This is a genomic window from uncultured Microbulbifer sp., from assembly GCF_947498635.1.
GTDB classification, from domain to species: domain Bacteria; phylum Pseudomonadota; class Gammaproteobacteria; order Pseudomonadales; family Cellvibrionaceae; genus Microbulbifer; species Microbulbifer echini.
Genome location: NZ_CANMKV010000014.1, coordinates 72052 through 90536 on the forward strand (window position 1 = coordinate 72052; position 18485 = coordinate 90536).

At 50.9% G+C, this 18485-nt stretch carries 9 protein-coding genes and 1 tRNA gene; 4 read left to right on the plus strand and 6 right to left on the minus strand.

What is annotated here, in order from left to right; translation table 11 throughout:
• Positions 1-67 precede the first annotated feature (67 nt).
• Positions 68-2218 (plus strand): transporter substrate-binding domain-containing protein, encoded by a 2151-nt coding sequence (locus Q1A69_RS09470; RefSeq protein ID WP_299584478.1) that lies wholly within the window; start codon positions 68-70, stop codon positions 2216-2218.
• 55 nt (positions 2219-2273) lie between these two features.
• On the opposite strand, the gene Q1A69_RS09475 is transcribed toward Q1A69_RS09470, so the two are convergent.
• From Q1A69_RS09475 to ftsH, 3 genes are all read right to left on the minus strand, one after another.
• On the minus strand, positions 2274-3251 hold the full coding sequence (locus Q1A69_RS09475) for an NAD(P)H-quinone oxidoreductase (RefSeq protein ID WP_299584481.1): 978 nt from the start codon (positions 3249-3251) through the stop codon (positions 2274-2276).
• A 241-nt stretch (positions 3252-3492) separates the two neighbouring features.
• The gene (locus Q1A69_RS09480) at positions 3493-5787 is read right to left on the minus strand and encodes a TonB-dependent receptor (RefSeq protein WP_299584486.1); all 2295 of its coding nucleotides are present in this window, start codon (positions 5785-5787) and stop codon (positions 3493-3495) included.
• An 808-nt stretch (positions 5788-6595) separates the two neighbouring features.
• A complete protein-coding gene (gene ftsH, locus Q1A69_RS09485; RefSeq protein WP_299584489.1) occupies positions 6596-8548 on the minus strand; it encodes an ATP-dependent zinc metalloprotease FtsH in 1953 nt (650 codons plus the stop codon).
• A gap of 367 nt (positions 8549-8915) precedes the next feature.
• Here ftsH and Q1A69_RS09490 point away from each other — a divergent pair.
• Positions 8916-8992: transfer RNA gene (locus Q1A69_RS09490), tRNA-Arg, on the plus strand.
• Positions 8993-9100: 108 nt separating this feature from the next.
• Here the strand turns inward: Q1A69_RS09490 and Q1A69_RS09495 are convergent.
• Positions 9101-9868, minus strand: coding sequence for a transporter substrate-binding domain-containing protein (locus tag Q1A69_RS09495; protein ID WP_299584492.1), 768 nt, complete (start codon positions 9866-9868; stop codon positions 9101-9103).
• 307 nt (positions 9869-10175) lie between these two features.
• On the opposite strand from Q1A69_RS09495, the gene Q1A69_RS09500 reads away from it, so the two are divergent.
• Both Q1A69_RS09500 and Q1A69_RS09505 read left to right on the plus strand, forming a co-directional pair.
• The gene (locus Q1A69_RS09500) at positions 10176-11033 is read left to right on the plus strand and encodes a M90 family metallopeptidase (protein WP_299584495.1); all 858 of its coding nucleotides are present in this window, start codon (positions 10176-10178) and stop codon (positions 11031-11033) included.
• 727 nt (positions 11034-11760) lie between these two features.
• Positions 11761-12531: a hypothetical protein gene (locus Q1A69_RS09505; protein ID WP_299584498.1), complete on the plus strand. Its 771-nt coding sequence runs from the start codon at positions 11761-11763 to the stop codon at positions 12529-12531.
• Positions 12532-12599: 68 nt separating this feature from the next.
• Here Q1A69_RS09505 and Q1A69_RS09510 read toward each other — a convergent pair whose 3' ends face one another.
• Together Q1A69_RS09510 and Q1A69_RS09515 are read right to left on the minus strand one after the other, a co-directional pair.
• Positions 12600-16613 carry a translocation/assembly module TamB gene (locus Q1A69_RS09510; RefSeq protein ID WP_299584501.1) on the minus strand — a complete coding sequence of 1338 codons (4014 nt, stop codon included), beginning with the start codon at positions 16611-16613 and terminating at the stop codon, positions 12600-12602.
• Positions 16613-18415: a BamA/TamA family outer membrane protein gene (locus tag Q1A69_RS09515; RefSeq protein ID WP_299584504.1), complete on the minus strand. Its 1803-nt coding sequence runs from the start codon at positions 18413-18415 to the stop codon at positions 16613-16615. The genes Q1A69_RS09510 and Q1A69_RS09515 overlap by 1 nt, the downstream gene beginning before the upstream one ends.
• Positions 18416-18485 lie beyond the last annotated feature (70 nt).

Sequence of the window (18485 nt, forward strand, 5' to 3'; positions counted from 1 at the left end):
AAAAAAAGCACCTGAGACCACAACACCCAGCTCAGAGACTACTTCTACGTCTCCTGAAGCCAATAACATGCCGGTAAAACGAAACAACGAGACACCTGTTACCCCTGCGAAAGAACAACAAGTCAATTACATTGAGACCGGCGACCTCAAGGCAATAAAAAAGCACGGTACCATTCGCTTTGTAAATTTGACCGGTGCCTCAGAAAACTTACTTCCCCGCGACAGCGTCGTCAGCCTGCGCCACTTCGAACTGGCAAATAAACTCGCCAACCAATTAAAACTGGAAGCCAAGTGGATTAAAGCCGCAACCCCCGACCAAGCGGTGGAAATGGTAATTGCCGGAGAAGCCGATATTATCGCCTATAACCTAACCGTTACGGATGCTCGTGAAAAAATTATCGACTTCGCAGTTCCTATTCGCCACTCCCGCCAACAGCTTGTTACAGGCCCCTCCGGGCCCGATATTAGCGACCCGAGCAAACTGAAAGATGTTGAACTGATTGTTCCACAGGGCTCAGCCAATATAGAAACGGCAAAAGAATTGATCGCCAAGTACCCGGACGCAAACCTCACGGTGAAAGAATTTGTTGTTTACGGCAATCGCGACGGCTTGGTGGACATGCTCAACCAGGGAAAAAATCGGGTGGCAATTCTGGAGGATTTTTCAGCCGAGGGTTTGCGCAACTACCGGGATGACTTGCGCTTAGGTGCCTATGTCAGCGAGGTACAGAATATTGCCTGGGGGCTGCGCAAGGATGCGAAAAGGCTCCATTCCACGGTGGATAACTTTCTTACCCGAAACCTGGTAAAAGCCCAGGAAGAGCGTATCACCGATTGGAAAGGCATCAAAAAATCCGGTGTTATTCGTCTGCTTACCTATAACGGACCCACGACATATTTCCTCTGGAAAGGACTATTGATGGGGTTTGACTACGACCTGGCAAAAGCCTTTGCCGATAAGCACAAATTGCAATTGCAAATTATCGTTGTGCCCTACGAGGAGGACTTGGCGGACTGGCTCCGGGCCGGTCGGGGAGATTTTGCCGGGGCTGAACTCAACATCACATCCTCCTATGAGGCAAAGGGAATGGTATTTACCAAACCCTATGTCGAGTCCGCAGATCAAGTGATCAGCAATAAAGATAAACCGCCAATCGAGCAAATTCAGGATTTGAATGGGCGAAAATTAACATTGCGTGCCTACTCCTCATTTATTGACAGCGCAAAAACACTGCGCGATGCCGGAATTAATGTGGAAATTCAAGTTGCGCCGCCAGACATGTCACAGTCACAAATATTCTCTTTAATTGAAGACGGGCTGATTGATGCCACCATCGCCCACTCAGGCCGCGCAAAAATTGAGGCTTCGGTGCAACCCAACCTGGTACTTGGCACCCTACTTGGTGATCCACAACCCCAGGGCTGGTTAGTGCTGCGCCAGAACTGGCACTTACTAAAAAACCTCAATAAATTCATACAGGACTATAGAAAAACCGCCAAGTACAAAAAACAGTACGCCGCCTATTTCGAGCCCAATAAACGCTTTATGCAGAGGGTGAGTAGCCGGGTTATTCCCGGGGAAAACCTTTCACCCTACGATGACCTGGTGAAAGAATCGGCCTTCAAATACGATTTTGACTGGCGCATGATCGTGGCGCAAATGTGGCAAGAGAGTAACTTCAACCCAAAAGCCGTCTCTCCCGTTGGCGCTCAAGGTTTGATGCAGGTAATGCCGGCAACCGCGGAGGAGATGGGCTTCCCTCCGCCACTCTTTGAACCGGAACGCGGTATCAAGGCCGGGGTGAAATATATGGATTGGGTGCGTGATCGCTTTAATCCATCACTGCCAACGGTCAACAAACTGTGGTTCACCCTCGCCTCTTACAATGCGGGTTACGGTCACCTACTCGATGCGCAGCGTCTCGCCAAACAATTGGGGCTCGACCCCAATATCTGGTTTGACAATGTCGAAGTGGCCATGCTGAAACTGGCACAACCTCAATACTTCAAGCGAGCGCGGTACGGCTATGTGCGCGGCTCAGAACCGGTGCAATATGTGCGCAATATCAGCAATCTCTACAAGGCCTATGTCGAAATGATGAGCGATGATGTCAGCGCAGTATCACCTATAAATCGCTCCCCGGATAACACTTACTGCTCACCACAAAATACTCCTGAGGGTGTTATCAAACAGATTCCCAAATATTCTGCACCCTAGCCAAATTTTACTTAGCCTCACATATTAGTATCTGACGAAGAAGGCCTCTTGAGATTTAGAGGGTTAATACAACCTTGCCGACGAGGTTGCCAGATTCTAGTAACCGGTGCGCCTCAGAAACGTCCCCCAGGGGAAAACGCGCAGCAATTTGCGGATGAATTTTGCCAGCTTCAATAAGTGGCCATACCTGGGCTTCCAAGGCCTGGGCAATCCCCGCTTTTACCCGATCCGTTCTAGCTCTCAAAGTCGATCCCGTCAGGGAAAGCCGCTTTAACATCACCGGCAACATATTAATCTCGACACTGGCTCCCTGGAGATAAGCAATGTTTACTATGCGCCCATCATTTGCCGCCACACGAATATTACGTTCAATATAATCGCCCCCCACCATGTCCAGGATGACATCGGCCCCATGGTCTGCGGTGGCCTCCCGCACTACCTGCACAAAATCCTCTTCTCGGTAATTAATTACCCGCTCCGCACCAAGCCTTTCGCAGGCTGCACATTTTTCAGCGGAGCCAGCGGTGGCAAAAACCCTGGCACCAAGCTGGTGAGCCAGCTGGATAGCCGTAGTGCCTATACCGGAACTGCCACCGTGTACCAATAAAATCTCGCCGCTTTGCAGCCGGGCGCGGTCGAACACATTGGCCCAAACGGTAAAAAAAGTTTCCGGCAGGGCGGCCGCTTCAAGCATAGATAGTGAGCCGGGTATCGGTAGGCACTGCCCTTCAGGCACAGCCACAAACTCCGCATAACCACCGCCATTGGTCAGGGCACAGACTTTATCGCCGACATTCCAGCGCTCCACCCCCTCACCAACTTCGGATATTCGTCCAGACACTTCGAGCCCCAGGGTTGGCGAGGCTCCGGGGGGGGGCGGGTAGTGTCCATTGCGCTGAACGATATCGGGCCGATTAACGCCTGCGGCGGCCACCTCAATTAATACCTCACCAGGCGCCGCTTGCGGCTTGGGCAGGTTCGTAAGCCGCATCACTTCGGGGCCACCATATTCCAGTAAATCAATCGCACGCATGTTTCACTCCTCTATTTCTTCACGACCCGGTAAAGCAATGGCAACTATTTCTGGATACCATCCTGGGCATACTCAGCACTACTGTACCGCTAATACCAAGAAATTACAGGTGAGTAAATACGACTGTGACCAGGGACTCCCACACACCCCCTCAAAAGAAAGTCTGTGCAAGCGACCCCGACCACAAGGAAGTCCATCAACGGCGGCAAGTGCCCCAATTAATGGCGAGAGCGTCTAATTTTTATAGCTCGTACAGGAACTCCACCCCCATCACACGGCCTTTATTGAGTGGGGTAAAGCTGGCGCCAATTCCCCCCATTTCGGGTGGCAATTGAGTGTTGTTGCCTTCGGCCATTTCATCCAGCATATTCTTGCCGAATAGTGAGACGGTATAGCTGCCATTGTCCGGCGTAAAGCCGATACTGAAATCCACCATGTCGACTTCCGACAACATACCGCGGTTGTCATCCGTATAAGGCGCCTCATCCCGATGATTGAAGTTCAAACGGGAAGTGAGTGTGCCGTAGGCCCCTAACTGCAGATCGTGGATAAAACCCGCACCGTAAGTCCAGGGCGCCAACCGAGGAATCTCCAGACCGAGATCGGTACCATCTACAAGACCATCCCCATTGAGATCACCCAATACCTTGTCGTAGTCCCCATCGACATAGCCAACATTAAAAGTAAACAGCAGGTTTTCGCTCAGGGCCGCCATAGCCTCCAACTCCGCACCGCGAATGGTGGCGTCAGCGGTGTTGCGGATTATCTGCGCAACACCGGTTACCGCATCTGGAAGGTTTTCCTCCCGCTGCATATCGTCGATGGTATTGTGGAATACCGCCATATTCGTGCGCAGGCGTCCATCCAACCAATCCACTTTGGCACCGATCTCGAAGCTGTTCTGCTCCTCCTGATCAGTAGCCTGTGGTGCATAAGGCTTTCCTGTTAGAGGGTTAATCCCGGCATTGCGGAAGTTATACCCACCGCTGCGGAAACCCTTGGTCCAGAAAGTATACAGCTGGGTATCATCGGAAACGGTCCACTGCAGGCCCACCTTGGGCGTGAAAGCACTCCAGCTCTCACTATCTATACCGTTTTCGTCATAGGAGGAACAACCGCTCAAGGTACAGGTATTCAGTGGAATAGAGGCAATCTTGGCGTCTTTTTTCTCTCTAGAGTAACGTCCCCCCAGGGTCAAAACCCAAGCCTCATTCAGGTCGATATCCGCCTGGGCAAATACGCCATAAGTACTGTGGTCCTGCTTGCCGCCCCCAGTCCAATCGAATGCCCCCATAAACAGCAGACGATTTTCCAGGTAGGTCACATCCTGGCTAAACCAGTAAGCGCCGGTAGTTAAGGCGGTGCGGCCAAAACGACCCGCATAGCGCAGTTCATTACTGAGCTGGCTCTGCTCAACACTAGAATCCGCATGGAAAAGCGTCAGGGGCAGGGAGTCAATATCCCCCATACCGCGCGCCTCATACTCACGCCAGGCAAGAATATTGGTGATGGTACCATCGCCGAAGGCCATATCTTTGTTGAACTCGGTAATAATCTGGCTCCACTCATCTTTCTGGGAGCCCTCTTCGTTCTGGGCCACCTCAAACGAGCCCTTGCTGTTATCCCAATCATCAATACCCACTGACGCAGCTATTTGGGTGGCGCTACCCCATGGAATAACCCCTGTATCCGTCACTTCAAAATAGGGCTCAGAACCACGGTTCTGCGCTACCACACCATCAGAATCCATCCGGCCGTGTTCCATACGTACCAGCAATTCAGCCGTGTCATTCAGCTGAATACTAAAACTTGGGCGAATAAACCAGCTATCGGAGGCGCCGGCATTATCATTGCCCGTAGCCACATTTTCGAACCAGCCCCGGTCATCGTTGTAATACACCGTTAAGCGACCGTTGACGGTATCGGAGAGGGCACCGTTGATTGAGCCAGCTGCTACGGTGTCCAGATTGTCTGTGGTAGAGAGTTTAAAGCGCGAGGAAAACTCCTCTGTGGGCCGAGCGGTCTTAATTACCACCGCGCCACCAGTCACGTTGCGGCCAAACAGCAACCCCTGTGGCCCCCGCAAGACCTCGACACCTTCCAGGTCAAACAGGTCGGTGACAACGCCAGCGTTTACCCCCAGATACATACCATCCACAAACACCCCCACGGTGGGATCAATGGATGGAATGGAACTGTTGATACCGAGACCGCGCACAGTAAAGTTTGCGGTGTTTTTGACAGTGCCCACATCCTCCAGCTGAACATTGGGCATCTTAAAAGATAGGCTTTGCAGATCCTTGGTGTGCAGTGCCTCTAACTGGTCACCGGAATAGGCAGTGGCTGCAACCGGAACCTCTTGCAGGATCTCGGCATCCGCACGCTTGCGCGCGGTCACTTGCACTTCCTCCATCAGAGTACCAACCGAACCCTCAGCGGCAAAACTGGGGGCTGCACCACTGGCTAACCAAAGAGTTGCTACTGAACAGGCAGATAGCAGAGCGGAATGCTGCTTGAGTTTTGACGGAATTCCCATGTTTTCTCTCCATTGTCTTATTTTTTTTATCTACAACAACGGACTTATCGCAATCGGTACTACTTGGTCCCGCCGCTCTACTCTCTCTAAGAAGATTCCGACTTTGCGAGACTCCGATCCAAGACCGCGCTGATAAAGAGACACAGATTTCGCAGGTTTTCTGTGACAGGAACAGATTACAGGCTACCTAAGCCAGGTGGAAGTCTATTCATCGTGGAGAACGATAAAAATAACTCAATTAGTCTGGAAAGTTCGTTTGAATCGAGAAAATTAAAAAATAACAAGAAACTTAATCTCAAAGTGCACTATATAAGTGCGAACCTATTCATCTCCCAGATTGTTATAACACTGGAAATATGGGAAATTATAAATTCTTCACGTACCCAACAATTATAAAAACTGTTACGTAGGGTCTGAAATACACAGCGGATGAAAAATCAGGAAAAAACCCGGCACTGACTCAAAATAAAAAGACCTAGCAGTCAGCAAATTTGCTTCAATCGCCATTTGGGTGAAACCGAGAGAAACCCTATAGATGGTACCCATGATCATTTTGTTAGAAATAAAATTCTCTTGCCAAGTATTGCCCTACTTTGCCAATAAGCTAACTTGACCATCAAGTCCAAAAAATTTTTTGCCAAATTTCTTTGGTGAGTTGAAATAATTGGCAAACTTGGAAAATACAATTACCAATCAAATTCTTATGTAAGTCATAGGTAGTCAGATCGACTAAAGATTTACTCCGGCATATAGCCGGTATACCTAACCCTGCCCCCATCAATCCATTCTGCTAACTAGGCTAGCCATTTCACTGGCCGCACTGCGCGATCACTTGATGTATTTCCACCCCATTCAGAGTTTCCTTTTCCAGCAATGCATGCGCTAGGGCATCGAGTTTTTTGACATTATTCTTCAGAAGCTCCTCAATTTCTTGTTCTATCCCGCTGATCAAAGCAATAACTTCATCATCAATAATCTCAGAGGTGTGCTCACTAAAATCTTTCTGTTGTGCCATTTCCTTGCCCAGGAAAATGTGCTCCTCTCCTCGCCGAAAAGCCACCGGACCCAGCTTTTGACTCATGCCCCAGTGCGTCACCATATGCTGAGCCAAGCGGGTAGCCTGCTTGAGATCGGACTCAGCACCACTGCTGACTTCTTTAAAGACCAGTTGCTCGGCCACCCTGCCCCCCAGCATCACGCCGATACGATCACGCAGGTAACTCACCTTCATGTTGTGATGATTCTCCGTGGGAATCTGCTCTGTCGCCCCCAAACTGTGCCCTCTGGGGATAATGGTGGCTTTCTCTAGAGGATCTGCGTGGGGCAACAGGACCGCCGTGAGAGCATGGCCGGCCTCATGGTAGGCGACGGTTTTTCGGTCATCCTCCCCCATAATCACTTCCCGCTCTCCACCGAGTACCACCTTGTCTCTGGCCTGTAACAAGCACCCCATATCCACTACCGATTTATTTAGCCTTCCCGCCAGCAAGGCGGCCTCATTGATCAGGTTTTCCAAGTCCGCACCGGCAAAACCCGCCGTCAGGGCCGCGAGGTGTTCCAGGTCGACCTCCCCATGTAGCGGGACATTTTTAGAATGAATCCTCAGGATTTCCCTGCGGGCGGGCCTGTCCGGCAAATCCAGAGTGATTTTGCGGTCAAACCGCCCGGGGCGAAGTAGTGCCGCATCCAACACGTCGGGGCGATTGGTCGCAGCAATCACTACTACCGCCTCCTGGGGATCGAAGCCATCCATTTCCCCAAGAATCTGATTTAGGGTCTGTTCCCGCTCATCGTGCCCACCACCCAAACCTGTACCGCGCGCGCGTCCCACCGAGTCAATCTCATCAATAAATATGATCGCGGGCGCCTCCTTCTTGGCTTCCGCAAACATATCTCGCACCCGTGAAGCTCCGACACCAACAAACATTTCAATAAATTCGGAGCCGCTGATGCTAAAAAAAGGTGCATCGCTCTCACCGGCCAGAGCCTTGGCCATTAGAGTTTTTCCTGTCCCAGGGGGGCCCATAAGCAGTATGCCCCGGGGAATTTTTGCCCCGAGATTGCGATAGTGCTCCGGGTCTTTGAGGTAGCCGGCAATCTCCTGCAGATCCCTCTTGGCATTGGCGAGGCCCGCCACATCATCAAAAGTGATCTCGGATTGACTGCGCTCAAAGCGCTTGGCCGGTGAGCGAGCAAAACTGAACGGGCTACCGGGAGTCACCGCACCCATGCGAGCCTGCATACGCCGTGCTAGCCAGACCAATAGGACAATAATCAGAATCCAGGGCAACAGGAGTATCGCCATCCTCTGTAGAAGACCCCCTTGGGGCGATTCAGCTTGGATTTTCACCTGTTGCCGCTCCAGTAAGGGGAGAAGCTGGGGGTCCTCTAGCGGGGGCAAGGTCGTCGCAAAGCGTTTTTCTTGCGGATTTTCAGTCTTATCCTTACCCGCCTCCTTATCTGCAGCTGAGTAATTGGCCGACGGCTTGAAGACCCCTGTGATGCGCTGCCCTTTAAAAAGTACGCTGGCAACCTTGCCCTCACCGAGGGCTGCTTTGAAATCGCTGTAAGACAATACCTCCCTTTCTACCCCAAACTGCCCATTCGAGCAGTATTGAAACGTGAGGATGATCAAAAAGAGAAGAACGAGATATTGCAGCCAGCTCAGTGGGCTCTGCTGCTGTGATTGGCCGGAGAGAGGAGAACCAGGCTCCTCTGGCGGTAGCTTCTTCCCCTTATCCTCGTTGTCCGCCATTGCCATAGGGTATCGCTCAGTTTAGATTCTCAGCCCTCATCACCTGAGGGGCAGAGATTTTGCCCCGGAACAATTAGTATAGTTCTCCGCCAACAACGGCGGATAAACACCTGTTAGCGATAACTAGACCTGAGAGAGACAGGGTGGCGAACACCTCGGCCAGATTTCTGATACCAAATACTCCAGAGCAACTATTTTAAAAAAAGGGCTTGCAAACCTCTTGTTCAAACGGCAGAATTCGCGCCCTGTCGGACTTACTAGGCGCATTTTTAAAAGCTAGGCAAGTTCGCTAACTTGCGGATTTTTAAGGTTTTTTCCTGGAAATCAGTTGACTTTTCAAAATCAACTGACTATAGTCCGCAACCATAACGACGCGCTCGTAGCTCAGCTGGATAGAGTACCTGGCTACGAACCAGGCGGTCGGAGGTTCGAATCCTCCCGAGCGCGCCATATAGAAAGGGCCTGTATTGAAAAATACAGGCCCTTTTTCGTTTTACTGCCAACTTCCAGCCCAGCCAAGAGAGATCACCAGCATCAACGCCGCGGTATAGCCCCTTATTATTGGCAGACATCTTCCCTCTGCTCCACATCATATTTTCTCAGCAACTCTCGATAGCGGCCACTGTTGCATAAGTTCGCAAGCCCACGGTTAAAGTCATCGCGCACCTTCTGGTCACGAAAGCCAACACGAAAATCTGTCGTCAAAGGGAATATCTTAAATAGATCAACCTGTGTCATCGTATACCCCATCTTCTGGCTATAAAACTTGAAAAGCGCCATGTCTACGACCGCCACCACGCCCTTCATTTTCCAAAATTGTGCGACAAGATCACGCGCTGTAGGTGCCAGGATCAAGTTTTGCCGCTGAGTACCGTTGGGGCCAAACATTTTTTCAAACTCCATGCCAAGATCCATCGGGGCCCCCTGCCAAGTAATGACTTTTTTACCCTTGAGATCTGCTATACGGCTAACTTTCATCTCATCGCTGGCTTTGGCAATGGCGTAATTGGAAAAACTAATCATATTGCCTGAATAAAACAGGTGGTCATTTTTCTTCATTACATTCACTGCGGCCTGCACCTTACCCTGCTCAAGTGCTGGCGCAGTTTGTGCAAATCCCATTTGAACAAACTCAACGTCATAACCCGGTAACGCCTGCCGTACAATATCCACCTCCAAGCCGCCACTTGCGCCATCAATTACATAGGGTGGCGCATCCCCGGCAATCGCCACTTTTAGTGGCGTACCCTCCGATAGGGCCTTCGCCGGGAGTGCAATAAAAAACAGAACGATAATCACACCGAAAACCGTGCGCAGACTATTCATAAGCAACCCAAAAAATGACGGGGAAATCACTTAGCTAACCTAAGTGTTGGCAGCCTGTGACCATTAATCAAGCCACTACAAACAACTTTCATGGCTTGCCCCTCTATTTTTAATCCATGACATATACCCATCAACCTCCTACCAGTCAGGAAACCTTGAAACCGGCACAATCCCCCCCATCATAAGAAAGGGCGAAGAATTAATTGGTTAAATTTGCAATGAGAGCTATAACACTAGACTTTTTGACTGCCTCAACAATTCGGTCAAAACCGGTGGGAAATTCACCGATCGTACGCAGTATCCAATTATGAATGCATTCTTCGCCATTATCCTATTAGCCCTTGCCGTCTGGCTTATTCCGCACTTTTACCGCCGCTGGCGTCTTCAGTACCGACGCTCCCAACCCTTAAACCCTGAGCAAGTACAGCTGTTAACTGAAACACTTCCCATTTATCAATATTTAAATCCGGCACAGCAGAGAGAACTACGCGGTAATATCGTACTATTCTTACACGATAAAGAGTTTGTTGGTTTCGAAGGCCTGCAGGTAAATGAAAAGATGAAAGTCGCCATTGCCGCTCACGCCTGCCTACTGCTGCTTGGCCGTAAAAATGAATGCTACCCCAACCTCTACACCCTACTCCTTTACCCAGACACATATGTCGCTCATGAAATCCGCCGGGAAGGCTATATAGAAACCTCTAGGCACAGTGCGCGAGAGGGGGAAGCTCATTATCGTGGGCCTGTAGTGCTCTCCTGGGGCGACCTGGAAGAAGATCTACAATTTCCACAGCGAGGACACAATGTCGCACTTCACGAGTTTGCCCATAAAGTAGATGAAGAGGACGGCTATTTCGATGGTCGTCCGCTGTTTGAGCAGTCAACGGAAGGTGCTAATTGGGCAGAAGTAATGAGTCAGGAGTTTCATCGCCTGCGCCAAAGAGCCGAACACCGTCAGCCCCCCGGCGACAAACCCTCAGTACTGGACTTATACGGAGCCCAGTCCCCGGCTGAATTTTTTGCGGTCGCTACCGAGAGCTTTTACACCATTCCTATTGCCATACGTACGCTGCATCCAGAGCTCTATAGAGAACTGAGCCGCTTCTATCGACTCGACCCTGCCACGCTGGTCAGCGGAAAGTCCGGGAGGGAAGCGAACGTATAAATCACCTTTGGTCAGTTAATTTTAAAGTGCAGGAATCCTCGATGCGTTTAATCAACAAACTCTCAACCCAATCAGAACAGAAAACCAAATAGCCAAACTTGATTTCAAGTAATAGCTACAAAGCCATACGTTTTCTGGCAGAAAAAACCAAGAGAAAAACCTAAATTTCTCGAAAAATCCACTCTCGCAGGAGGCCAGATCGCTTTAGCGATGCAATATTGGATGCAAGAAACTATCCATTCAGGTCATGGAATTTCTACATCTGCACGGTAAGAATAGTTTCAACTCTTTTCGCCTTCACCAAATAGAGTACATTTAGAATAAATGGTCTTCTTAGTTGAACCCGAACAAAGAAAACCCCCTAACGCTCGCCGACCAAGGCCTTCGGCTGAGCCCCATTAATTAAAAAGTTTCCGCTGAAGGCAATTACTGGAAAACATACAGTAAAAGCAAGAATCAAACACTTTGGTCTGCCATTCGAAAAAACGAGAAAGGGCGTTCAACAAGGTATCCTCCTGGCTTAATACATTAGTCATCAAACTTTCCAAAAGTATTTTATCCGATTAGGTAGATCAAACTTAAACCTCTATACTCGAGCAACGACACTTGGGACCTCTTCTCCAGCGACAAACAGTCTAAAATTCAACATGCTCACTAGCCATTGAGGCAGGCTTTCTTTTTCAATCGCTACTATCAATAAGGGCCTTCTAATTCAGGAGTTAATTCCATGCACAGAGTAGCCCTGGTACTGCTTTGCGCCGTCATTTCTTTTACCCTGCAAACAACCTCGACGGCCTCACCTACCACCTGCAAGCCATTATTTAATCATCAGGACGACAAAGTTGCCCAAAACAATAGGTGTATTCAGAGTGAATTTCAGGCAAGCAATACCCCTGGCTCAGCAATGATTGAAATGAATAGCAATGCTCAAGGTGCCTGTGTTTATACCACTGCGATACAGTGTGGTAACGAAGACATTTTGATGGGCGATATTGCCGCAATTGATTTTGAGATTTCCGTACCCCCAGGGAAATGCCGTCCCACAGAATGGATGGCTGTTTTCATGTTCCCCTGGTGTGGACTAGCTGGTGGGTGCTGGGATGGTGGGGAGCGAGAGGTGGATTTTGTAGAGACTAAAGGCCCAAATGGTCCAGGCGGCTTCTCCTCAAATTGGGGAGAACGCCCCAAGCAAGTAGAGTGGCTTAAGCAAAGTGGCGCCCTCACGGCAGATACCGGCACGAGTCAGCATATTACTTTTACCTCCAGCCAGATTCTATCGGGGCATAATAGCGGGACTTATCAATGGGACATTCGAGTGTGTGATGCTTCAGAGACAAAATGTGACAGCTCGAACCAACTTTGGCATGCCTATCGCGAGACGGGGCCCATTTTTTTTAATACATCCATGATGATTGTGATCGACAATTGGGGCGTCAATCATCCCCCCAAAGAGGGCTGCACTTTAGAGGTTAGAGATATGGTAATTACCAAACATTAAAAATGCTGCGGACGGAAAAACGCCTATCCATTGTCACCGCGTGAATTAAAAGCTGATAGTAGGCGCCACTAATAATCTTTCTTCCATTGCAGTTCCACACTACCGGAACCACTGTCCCCTTCATCAGCCGTTTTGAATTCCAGATTGAGGTTGTCGCGGATTTCTATTTGCATCTCCGCCTGCCAAGGACTTAGAGGATCAGTGCTTCTCTGTAATTCCACATAAATCCGATTCGTGATGTATTTACCCAAACTCAAAGCGTACTCATCCCCCTCATCACTTTCTTCATGCTCAATATTCAAGGTATCCAAACGCAATAATTCGCGAGTTTTGGCCACAGGGTCCAAGGCTGCACGACCGGTCTGAAGGCTGCGAATCACACTGACCAAACGCACAGCTTGCAGTGGAGAAATATCCGAGAGTGACTTGCCAAATAGGAGCTGTGCCAAGATTTCATCCTGGGAAGCAGAGGGGTCGGAGCTAAAATTAATATCCAAATCTGCAGCGTTGCCGGAAATTTTTGCAGTGATCTCTCCCTCACTGTATTCATAGACCCCCTCAACATTGACTGCCACCTCGTTATTCTCGAAACGGATTTCTCCATCCTGCAGATCAAACTTTTTGCCAAGTAAATCAAAACTACCTCGCACAATAGTCAATTTACCTGAGGCCTCGGGTTTAGCCGCTGTCCCATGAATATCTACCTGGCCGCGCAATTGCGAATTGAGGCCGAGGCCGCGCACATAGGACTGCTGGTCCAGTACAATTTCTACTGCCAAACCAACTTTACTGAGCAGTGGTGGTGTGCGCTCTACCTGGAGACCGTCTACCTGAACTTCAGTTACTTGTATTTCTGGCACAGAGCTGCCTATCCACTGCTCGATTTGCACGGCCAAAGGGCGCAGAGTAAAACGGCCAACCACCTCAGCGCTCTCGGAGGTGCCGATCAGAGTCGCCTGACCGTTGATAGCACCGCGTACCCCAGGTGTATTTAGCAGATGGGCTCTATTCAGACTTAGACTGAGATCCATTTTCGCCGGCGCTCGCGCAGGGAAAAATACCGCTCCGCCCAGATTAATCGTGCCGCCATCAACAACTTTGGCACTCCCTCTTTCTATACGCCATTCCCCCGGTGTCAGGCTCGCATAAAAATCAATATTGGCAATGCGGGTATGGCTGGAGCGGTGTTCGTAACTGGCTTCACTCAGCTCAATTGCGCCGTTCAGGCGCGGCTCTCCCAATGTGCCGGTACCATCTGCCGAGAAATTCAATAGCCCGTGCATCACATGTACCCTGGGGTCCATAAATTCCGCTACTACGGAGAGATCCGCGGTGCCACTGCTGGTCAGCTGCAGTGGCAGTGCACTCATCGGCTCGGCGGGGTTATCTGCAAACAGCTGGGCAAAAATTGGCGATATCAGTAGTTTGGCATTGCTATCTATGGCCCGGCGAGCACCGTGATCGGCCACCAGGGTGGCCTGTAGCGAATCGCCTTCGGTATGCCATTCCAAAGCCACAGAGAGTGGCTGTACCTGTACTCTCCCTCGCTCTCGCCTCGGCGCATAACCGCTAAGACGCAACTCTCCCTCAAGCTGGGGCTGGCGAGGACTGCCGGTAATACTCGCGTGCAGAATGACATCGCCCTGCTCGGGTGTAGTAACGGGTAATTCCCGCGAGATATCTTCCAGCGAGGCCCTGCCCTGCAGCTGTAAGTCCAGGCGCTGCTCATTAAGGCTGCCGTGAACCCACAACTGATTGCGCCCCGCCCACAAAAACTCCAAGCCTTCGACAACCAAACTCTTGTCGGCATAATCTAATGCCCCCTGCAGCTGCCAGGATTCATGGCGATAGCGGCCTTGCGCCAACACACTAGCGCGTACTTCTGGACTGGTCAGCGCGCCATTAATTTCGCCATCCAGGCTCACCTCCCCTTCCAGGGTATTGGGTAGGGGTAACCCAAGTACTCCAACCAAACTCAGTGGTAAGTTGCGGGCACTCACACCCACTTGAAGTCGGTCGCTCTTCGGCTCAAGCACGCCATGCGCTTCAATCAAAGCAATTCCCTGTCGCCCCAGACGCTGCGCCTCTTCTGCGAGGGAACTCAGACGGCTCTCACTTTGTGCCGGCTGCACTGCCCCCTTTTCCATACTGGGAATAATCACCGGCGACTGAGGACCGCGGAACTGCCCCGTACCGAAATGATTCACGGTGCCATTGGCAAACAACTCGAGGCGCAAACCCTGTAAGTCGAGTTTTTCCAGGTTGCCACTGGCATCACCTTTCAGGTTATAGCGGTATTCATGTACCAGGCCATCCGATTCCAAGCTGGTGCTCAAGCGCGGGTTTGACCAGGGTCCCTCCACGCCAACCTGACCTTGGGCCCCCAAGGTTACGCCCTTTGCGGAGGCGAAACCCAGGTCTTCCTTAGGGTTGAGGTTGCGAATATCCACCTGCAGCTGCACATTCAGCGTTTTCGCCTCAATATCTACCGTTCCGCCCCCCAGAGCATTCAGCTTGTCACCCACCAGAGTAAAGTCCGTAATCGTTAACCCCTGCAGGTTGCCATCGATCTTGGCCGTCAGCTCATTCTGTAAATTTCGGTAGGCAGATACAGCACTTAGATCCCCTTCAAAATCTGGGTTATCCCAGGGCCCTTTTGCGATGACCTGCAACTGGTGCAAAGTACCGGAAAAATCATCGGGGATTGTTATATGTTCCGTTTGCGGCAGAGAGAGCAATAATCGGCGAATCTCTTCAACTCCCAACTCCTGCACTGCTGCGCGCATATCCAGGGTTTTATTTTCGGTGTCGATACTGCCCGCCGTGCGAATCTGCGCACCGGCAAACGCTACCTCTAGGGACTCCAGTCGGACAATGCCCTGCTCGGTGATCACCCGACCAGCTAGATCCAGGGGCTGCTCCCGGTAACGACTATTTAACTTTATTTGTCCGGACATATTCGGCAGTGGCAATGAACCAGAAACTTTTACATCTGCACTAAACCAACCGCTGTTCAGTAGATTCTGCCAAGGCCGGGAAAGAGTTATGGGCAGGCGATTAAGGTGGAGGTCTGCGACAATATTATCGGCACTGATACTGCCTGATAGGGTGCTGCGGCGACCGTCCACCTGCAACCAGACACCATCAGTTCGCACCTGCCAAGGGAGCAGGTCGACCAGCAAACTGCCCGTCAATGTCAGCCTGTGCTGGGAAAAGGGAGTGGAGAGAGACTCGATATCAATCTGTACCTGCTGATCACGGCGGCGCAGAGAAATTTTACCCCGCGCATCGAGCGCCTGCCCCTCTGGTAAATGCAACAGACGACCAATAAAACCCTGGGCCTTTTCACTGGCCGAAAAATCTAAAAAAAACTGGCCGGGCTTTTGCTCGCGCCCCTCGGCAATAAATTGTAGATCGCCACCATTTAATTCACGGACCTCAAGCTGCAGCTGAGTGGGCTGCCCCTCCCATCGATACAGCGTACTGCCCAACACGGAGACTGCGGGAATATCAGTGACTTTACGACTGATCACTTGTAGCCGATCGAGTTGTAATGCTCCCAAGCGAAAGCTTGGTAGTAGGGTCTCCCAGCTGGTTGCTTCAGTGTTATCCGTCGGCTCCTCGTCCTGGGTTGTGTCAGTCTCCGCCGGAGTTAGAGAGTTCAGTAATTCTGTCAATACATCGAGATTGAATAAAAGATCTTCCGCAGCGATGCGTTCAATATTGATCGGGTTGCGGGAAAAGCTCTGTAACGTTAATTCCAGTTGGCTCGCTTCGGCCAGGGTGTTGCCCTGAAAGTCGACCCGAAGACGTTCGAAAAACCAGGCACCGAGTCGCTCGCTGCCTATACCCTCGGCCTCGATGGCAAGGCCGTCGATCGCCTGCTCCGCCGCGTAAAAAGCCGTGCGAGTTAGATTGACTCTGCCTTGCTCTGTGCCAAGAAAATAAACCAGCGAAAGTAGAATTAACAGACATAAGCCACTGACCAGCGACCCCCCAGTTCTGAGGGGCCGCCACAACCCATGCAGAAAAGTCCTCAATGCACGAAGAAAACTCAGGGAAAATGCACCCAACTTTGACATCAGAAAGCCTGTCCCAGGCTGATATAGACTTGATAGCGATCATCCACGCCGTCGCGGCGGTCCAGGGGAAAGGCCAAGTCAAAGCGGATGGGGGCGAAGGAGGTGTTATAACGCACCCCAAAACCCGCCCCCCAAAAGAGATTAGAAAAATTGGGGCGAGGGTTTTCGTAGGCGTTGCCCCCATCGAGAAATAGAACCCCACCCCAAGTATCACTAAAGCGGAAGCGCCCTTCGATAGAGATCTCACTGATGCCTCGACCACCAATCGCGTCGGACAGGCTCTCCTGGCCATCCTCATCAATTTCCACGAGACGAGGCCCCAGTTCCTGATAACCGTAACCGCGCACAGAGCCACCGCCACCGGCATAGAAGCGCTCATCCGCGGGCAGCTTCAGATTGGGCGCACCCGTAATAGCTCCAGCTTTTAAACGCAGTGCCAGGGTGGGTTCATAGGGGGCGGATTCTGCGGTCTTGTAGGCTGTCATTTGCAGGATAGTTTTTACAAACGAAGTACTGTTATTCTTGAGATCCAGATAGGGTTTTACCTCCAGGGCTGTGGTGGCGCCTCGACGGGCATCCAGTGGCTTATCAGTTGTATTCAACTTAAAACCCAGGGGAAAGGCCAACAGGTGATAATTTTCATCAGGGTCTTCTCCCTCGACAACGGCCCCCTCCACCTTTTCATCGACGCGGCTGAACTTCAGCTCCGCTCCAGCGCTGATGGTGCGGCGCTTACTTAACTTGCGCGATACCAATCCTTTTAGGGTCAATGCTTTGGAGCGGTAGGAATCCACATCCTCCCCGGTCAGTCCAACGCTGCCGGTAAACCGCTGTTTATCACTGAGAAAACGCGGAATGCTCAACTTGCTTTCCAGAGTTTGCTTCACCGAGTTAGCCTTACTCGACACCTCCAGCTTTTCACCACGATGAAATATATTGCGATGCTCCCAGCTAGCGGAGACACCGGGGCCTTCATCGGAGGTATAACCCACCCCCAAGGTAACCGTGCGGTGGTTGCGCTCCTGCACGATAAAAGTGATATCGACGAGCCCTCCATAGGGCTCAGAAACCTGACTGACAACATTGGACACCAGATTGGTGCGTAATAAACTCAGCTGAGCCGCATCCAGCTTGCTACGACTGAAACAGTCCCCCGGATTGATATTTAGTTTATCCCGCAGATAATCCTCTTCTACAGAGGTAGCCCCAAGAATCTGTACTTCACCCACCATCACTTCCGGGCTTGGTGCCACACGATATTCCAGCCGTGCGGAGGCCTCCTGATGAATCACCGTTGCCTGGTAGGTAACGTCCACATTGTATAAGCAGGCATTATTGTTGAGGTACTTGGTAATCGTTTGTACCCCTTCGAGCACCTCGTCGGCCCGCAGGGGATCACCAACCCCAATCGGCAGCCCCGGAAACCCTGCCCGCAGGTCCACGGGCATGTCAATATCCAAGCTTTTAATCAAATACTGGGGACCAGGTATCACCTGATAAACTATTTCGCCACCCACAACAGACTCCCGTACGCTGGCATCGTAATAGCCATCCGAACGCAGTAGTTTCTCTAAATTGCCGCGCTCATAATTGGCGATATCACGGGGGGCCTCATAGCTCTGAAGCGCACTGCTGGTTTTGCGCAACTCCTCTAGCTCTTTACCTAATTTGTCCTGTAGTGCGGGGTCTCCCTGTACAGAAAGAGAAAAACCCGGAAGTTTGGAGAAAAAAGGGATGGCTACCGCCCGCTGCAGGGGCAGCAGTACAAAACCGACAAGCAGAAAGACAAAGAAAATTCGCAAAATATTATCCGTTGCCTACAGCGGTTACTCCACGTGCTACCGGGTGTGCATTCCCATCACATCTGATTTT

Excerpts from the sequence above, each read along its gene's own strand:
- Q1A69_RS09505 (WP_299584498.1), top strand. The coding sequence starts at position 11,761 with ATGCACAGAGTAGCCCTGGTACTGCTTTGCGCCGTCATTTCTTTTACC.
- Q1A69_RS09495 (WP_299584492.1), bottom strand. The coding sequence starts at position 9,868 with ATGAATAGTCTGCGCACGGTTTTCGGTGTGATTATCGTTCTGTTTTTT.
- ftsH (WP_299584489.1), bottom strand. The coding sequence starts at position 8,548 with ATGGCAATGGCGGACAACGAGGATAAGGGGAAGAAGCTACCGCCAGAG.
- Q1A69_RS09480 (WP_299584486.1), bottom strand. The coding sequence starts at position 5,787 with ATGGGAATTCCGTCAAAACTCAAGCAGCATTCCGCTCTGCTATCTGCC.
- Q1A69_RS09475 (WP_299584481.1), bottom strand. The coding sequence starts at position 3,251 with ATGCGTGCGATTGATTTACTGGAATATGGTGGCCCCGAAGTGATGCGG.
- Q1A69_RS09500 (WP_299584495.1), top strand. The coding sequence starts at position 10,176 with ATGAATGCATTCTTCGCCATTATCCTATTAGCCCTTGCCGTCTGGCTT.
- Q1A69_RS09510 (WP_299584501.1), bottom strand. The coding sequence starts at position 16,613 with ATGTCAAAGTTGGGTGCATTTTCCCTGAGTTTTCTTCGTGCATTGAGG.
- Q1A69_RS09470 (WP_299584478.1), top strand. The coding sequence starts at position 68 with ATGCCGGTAAAACGAAACAACGAGACACCTGTTACCCCTGCGAAAGAA.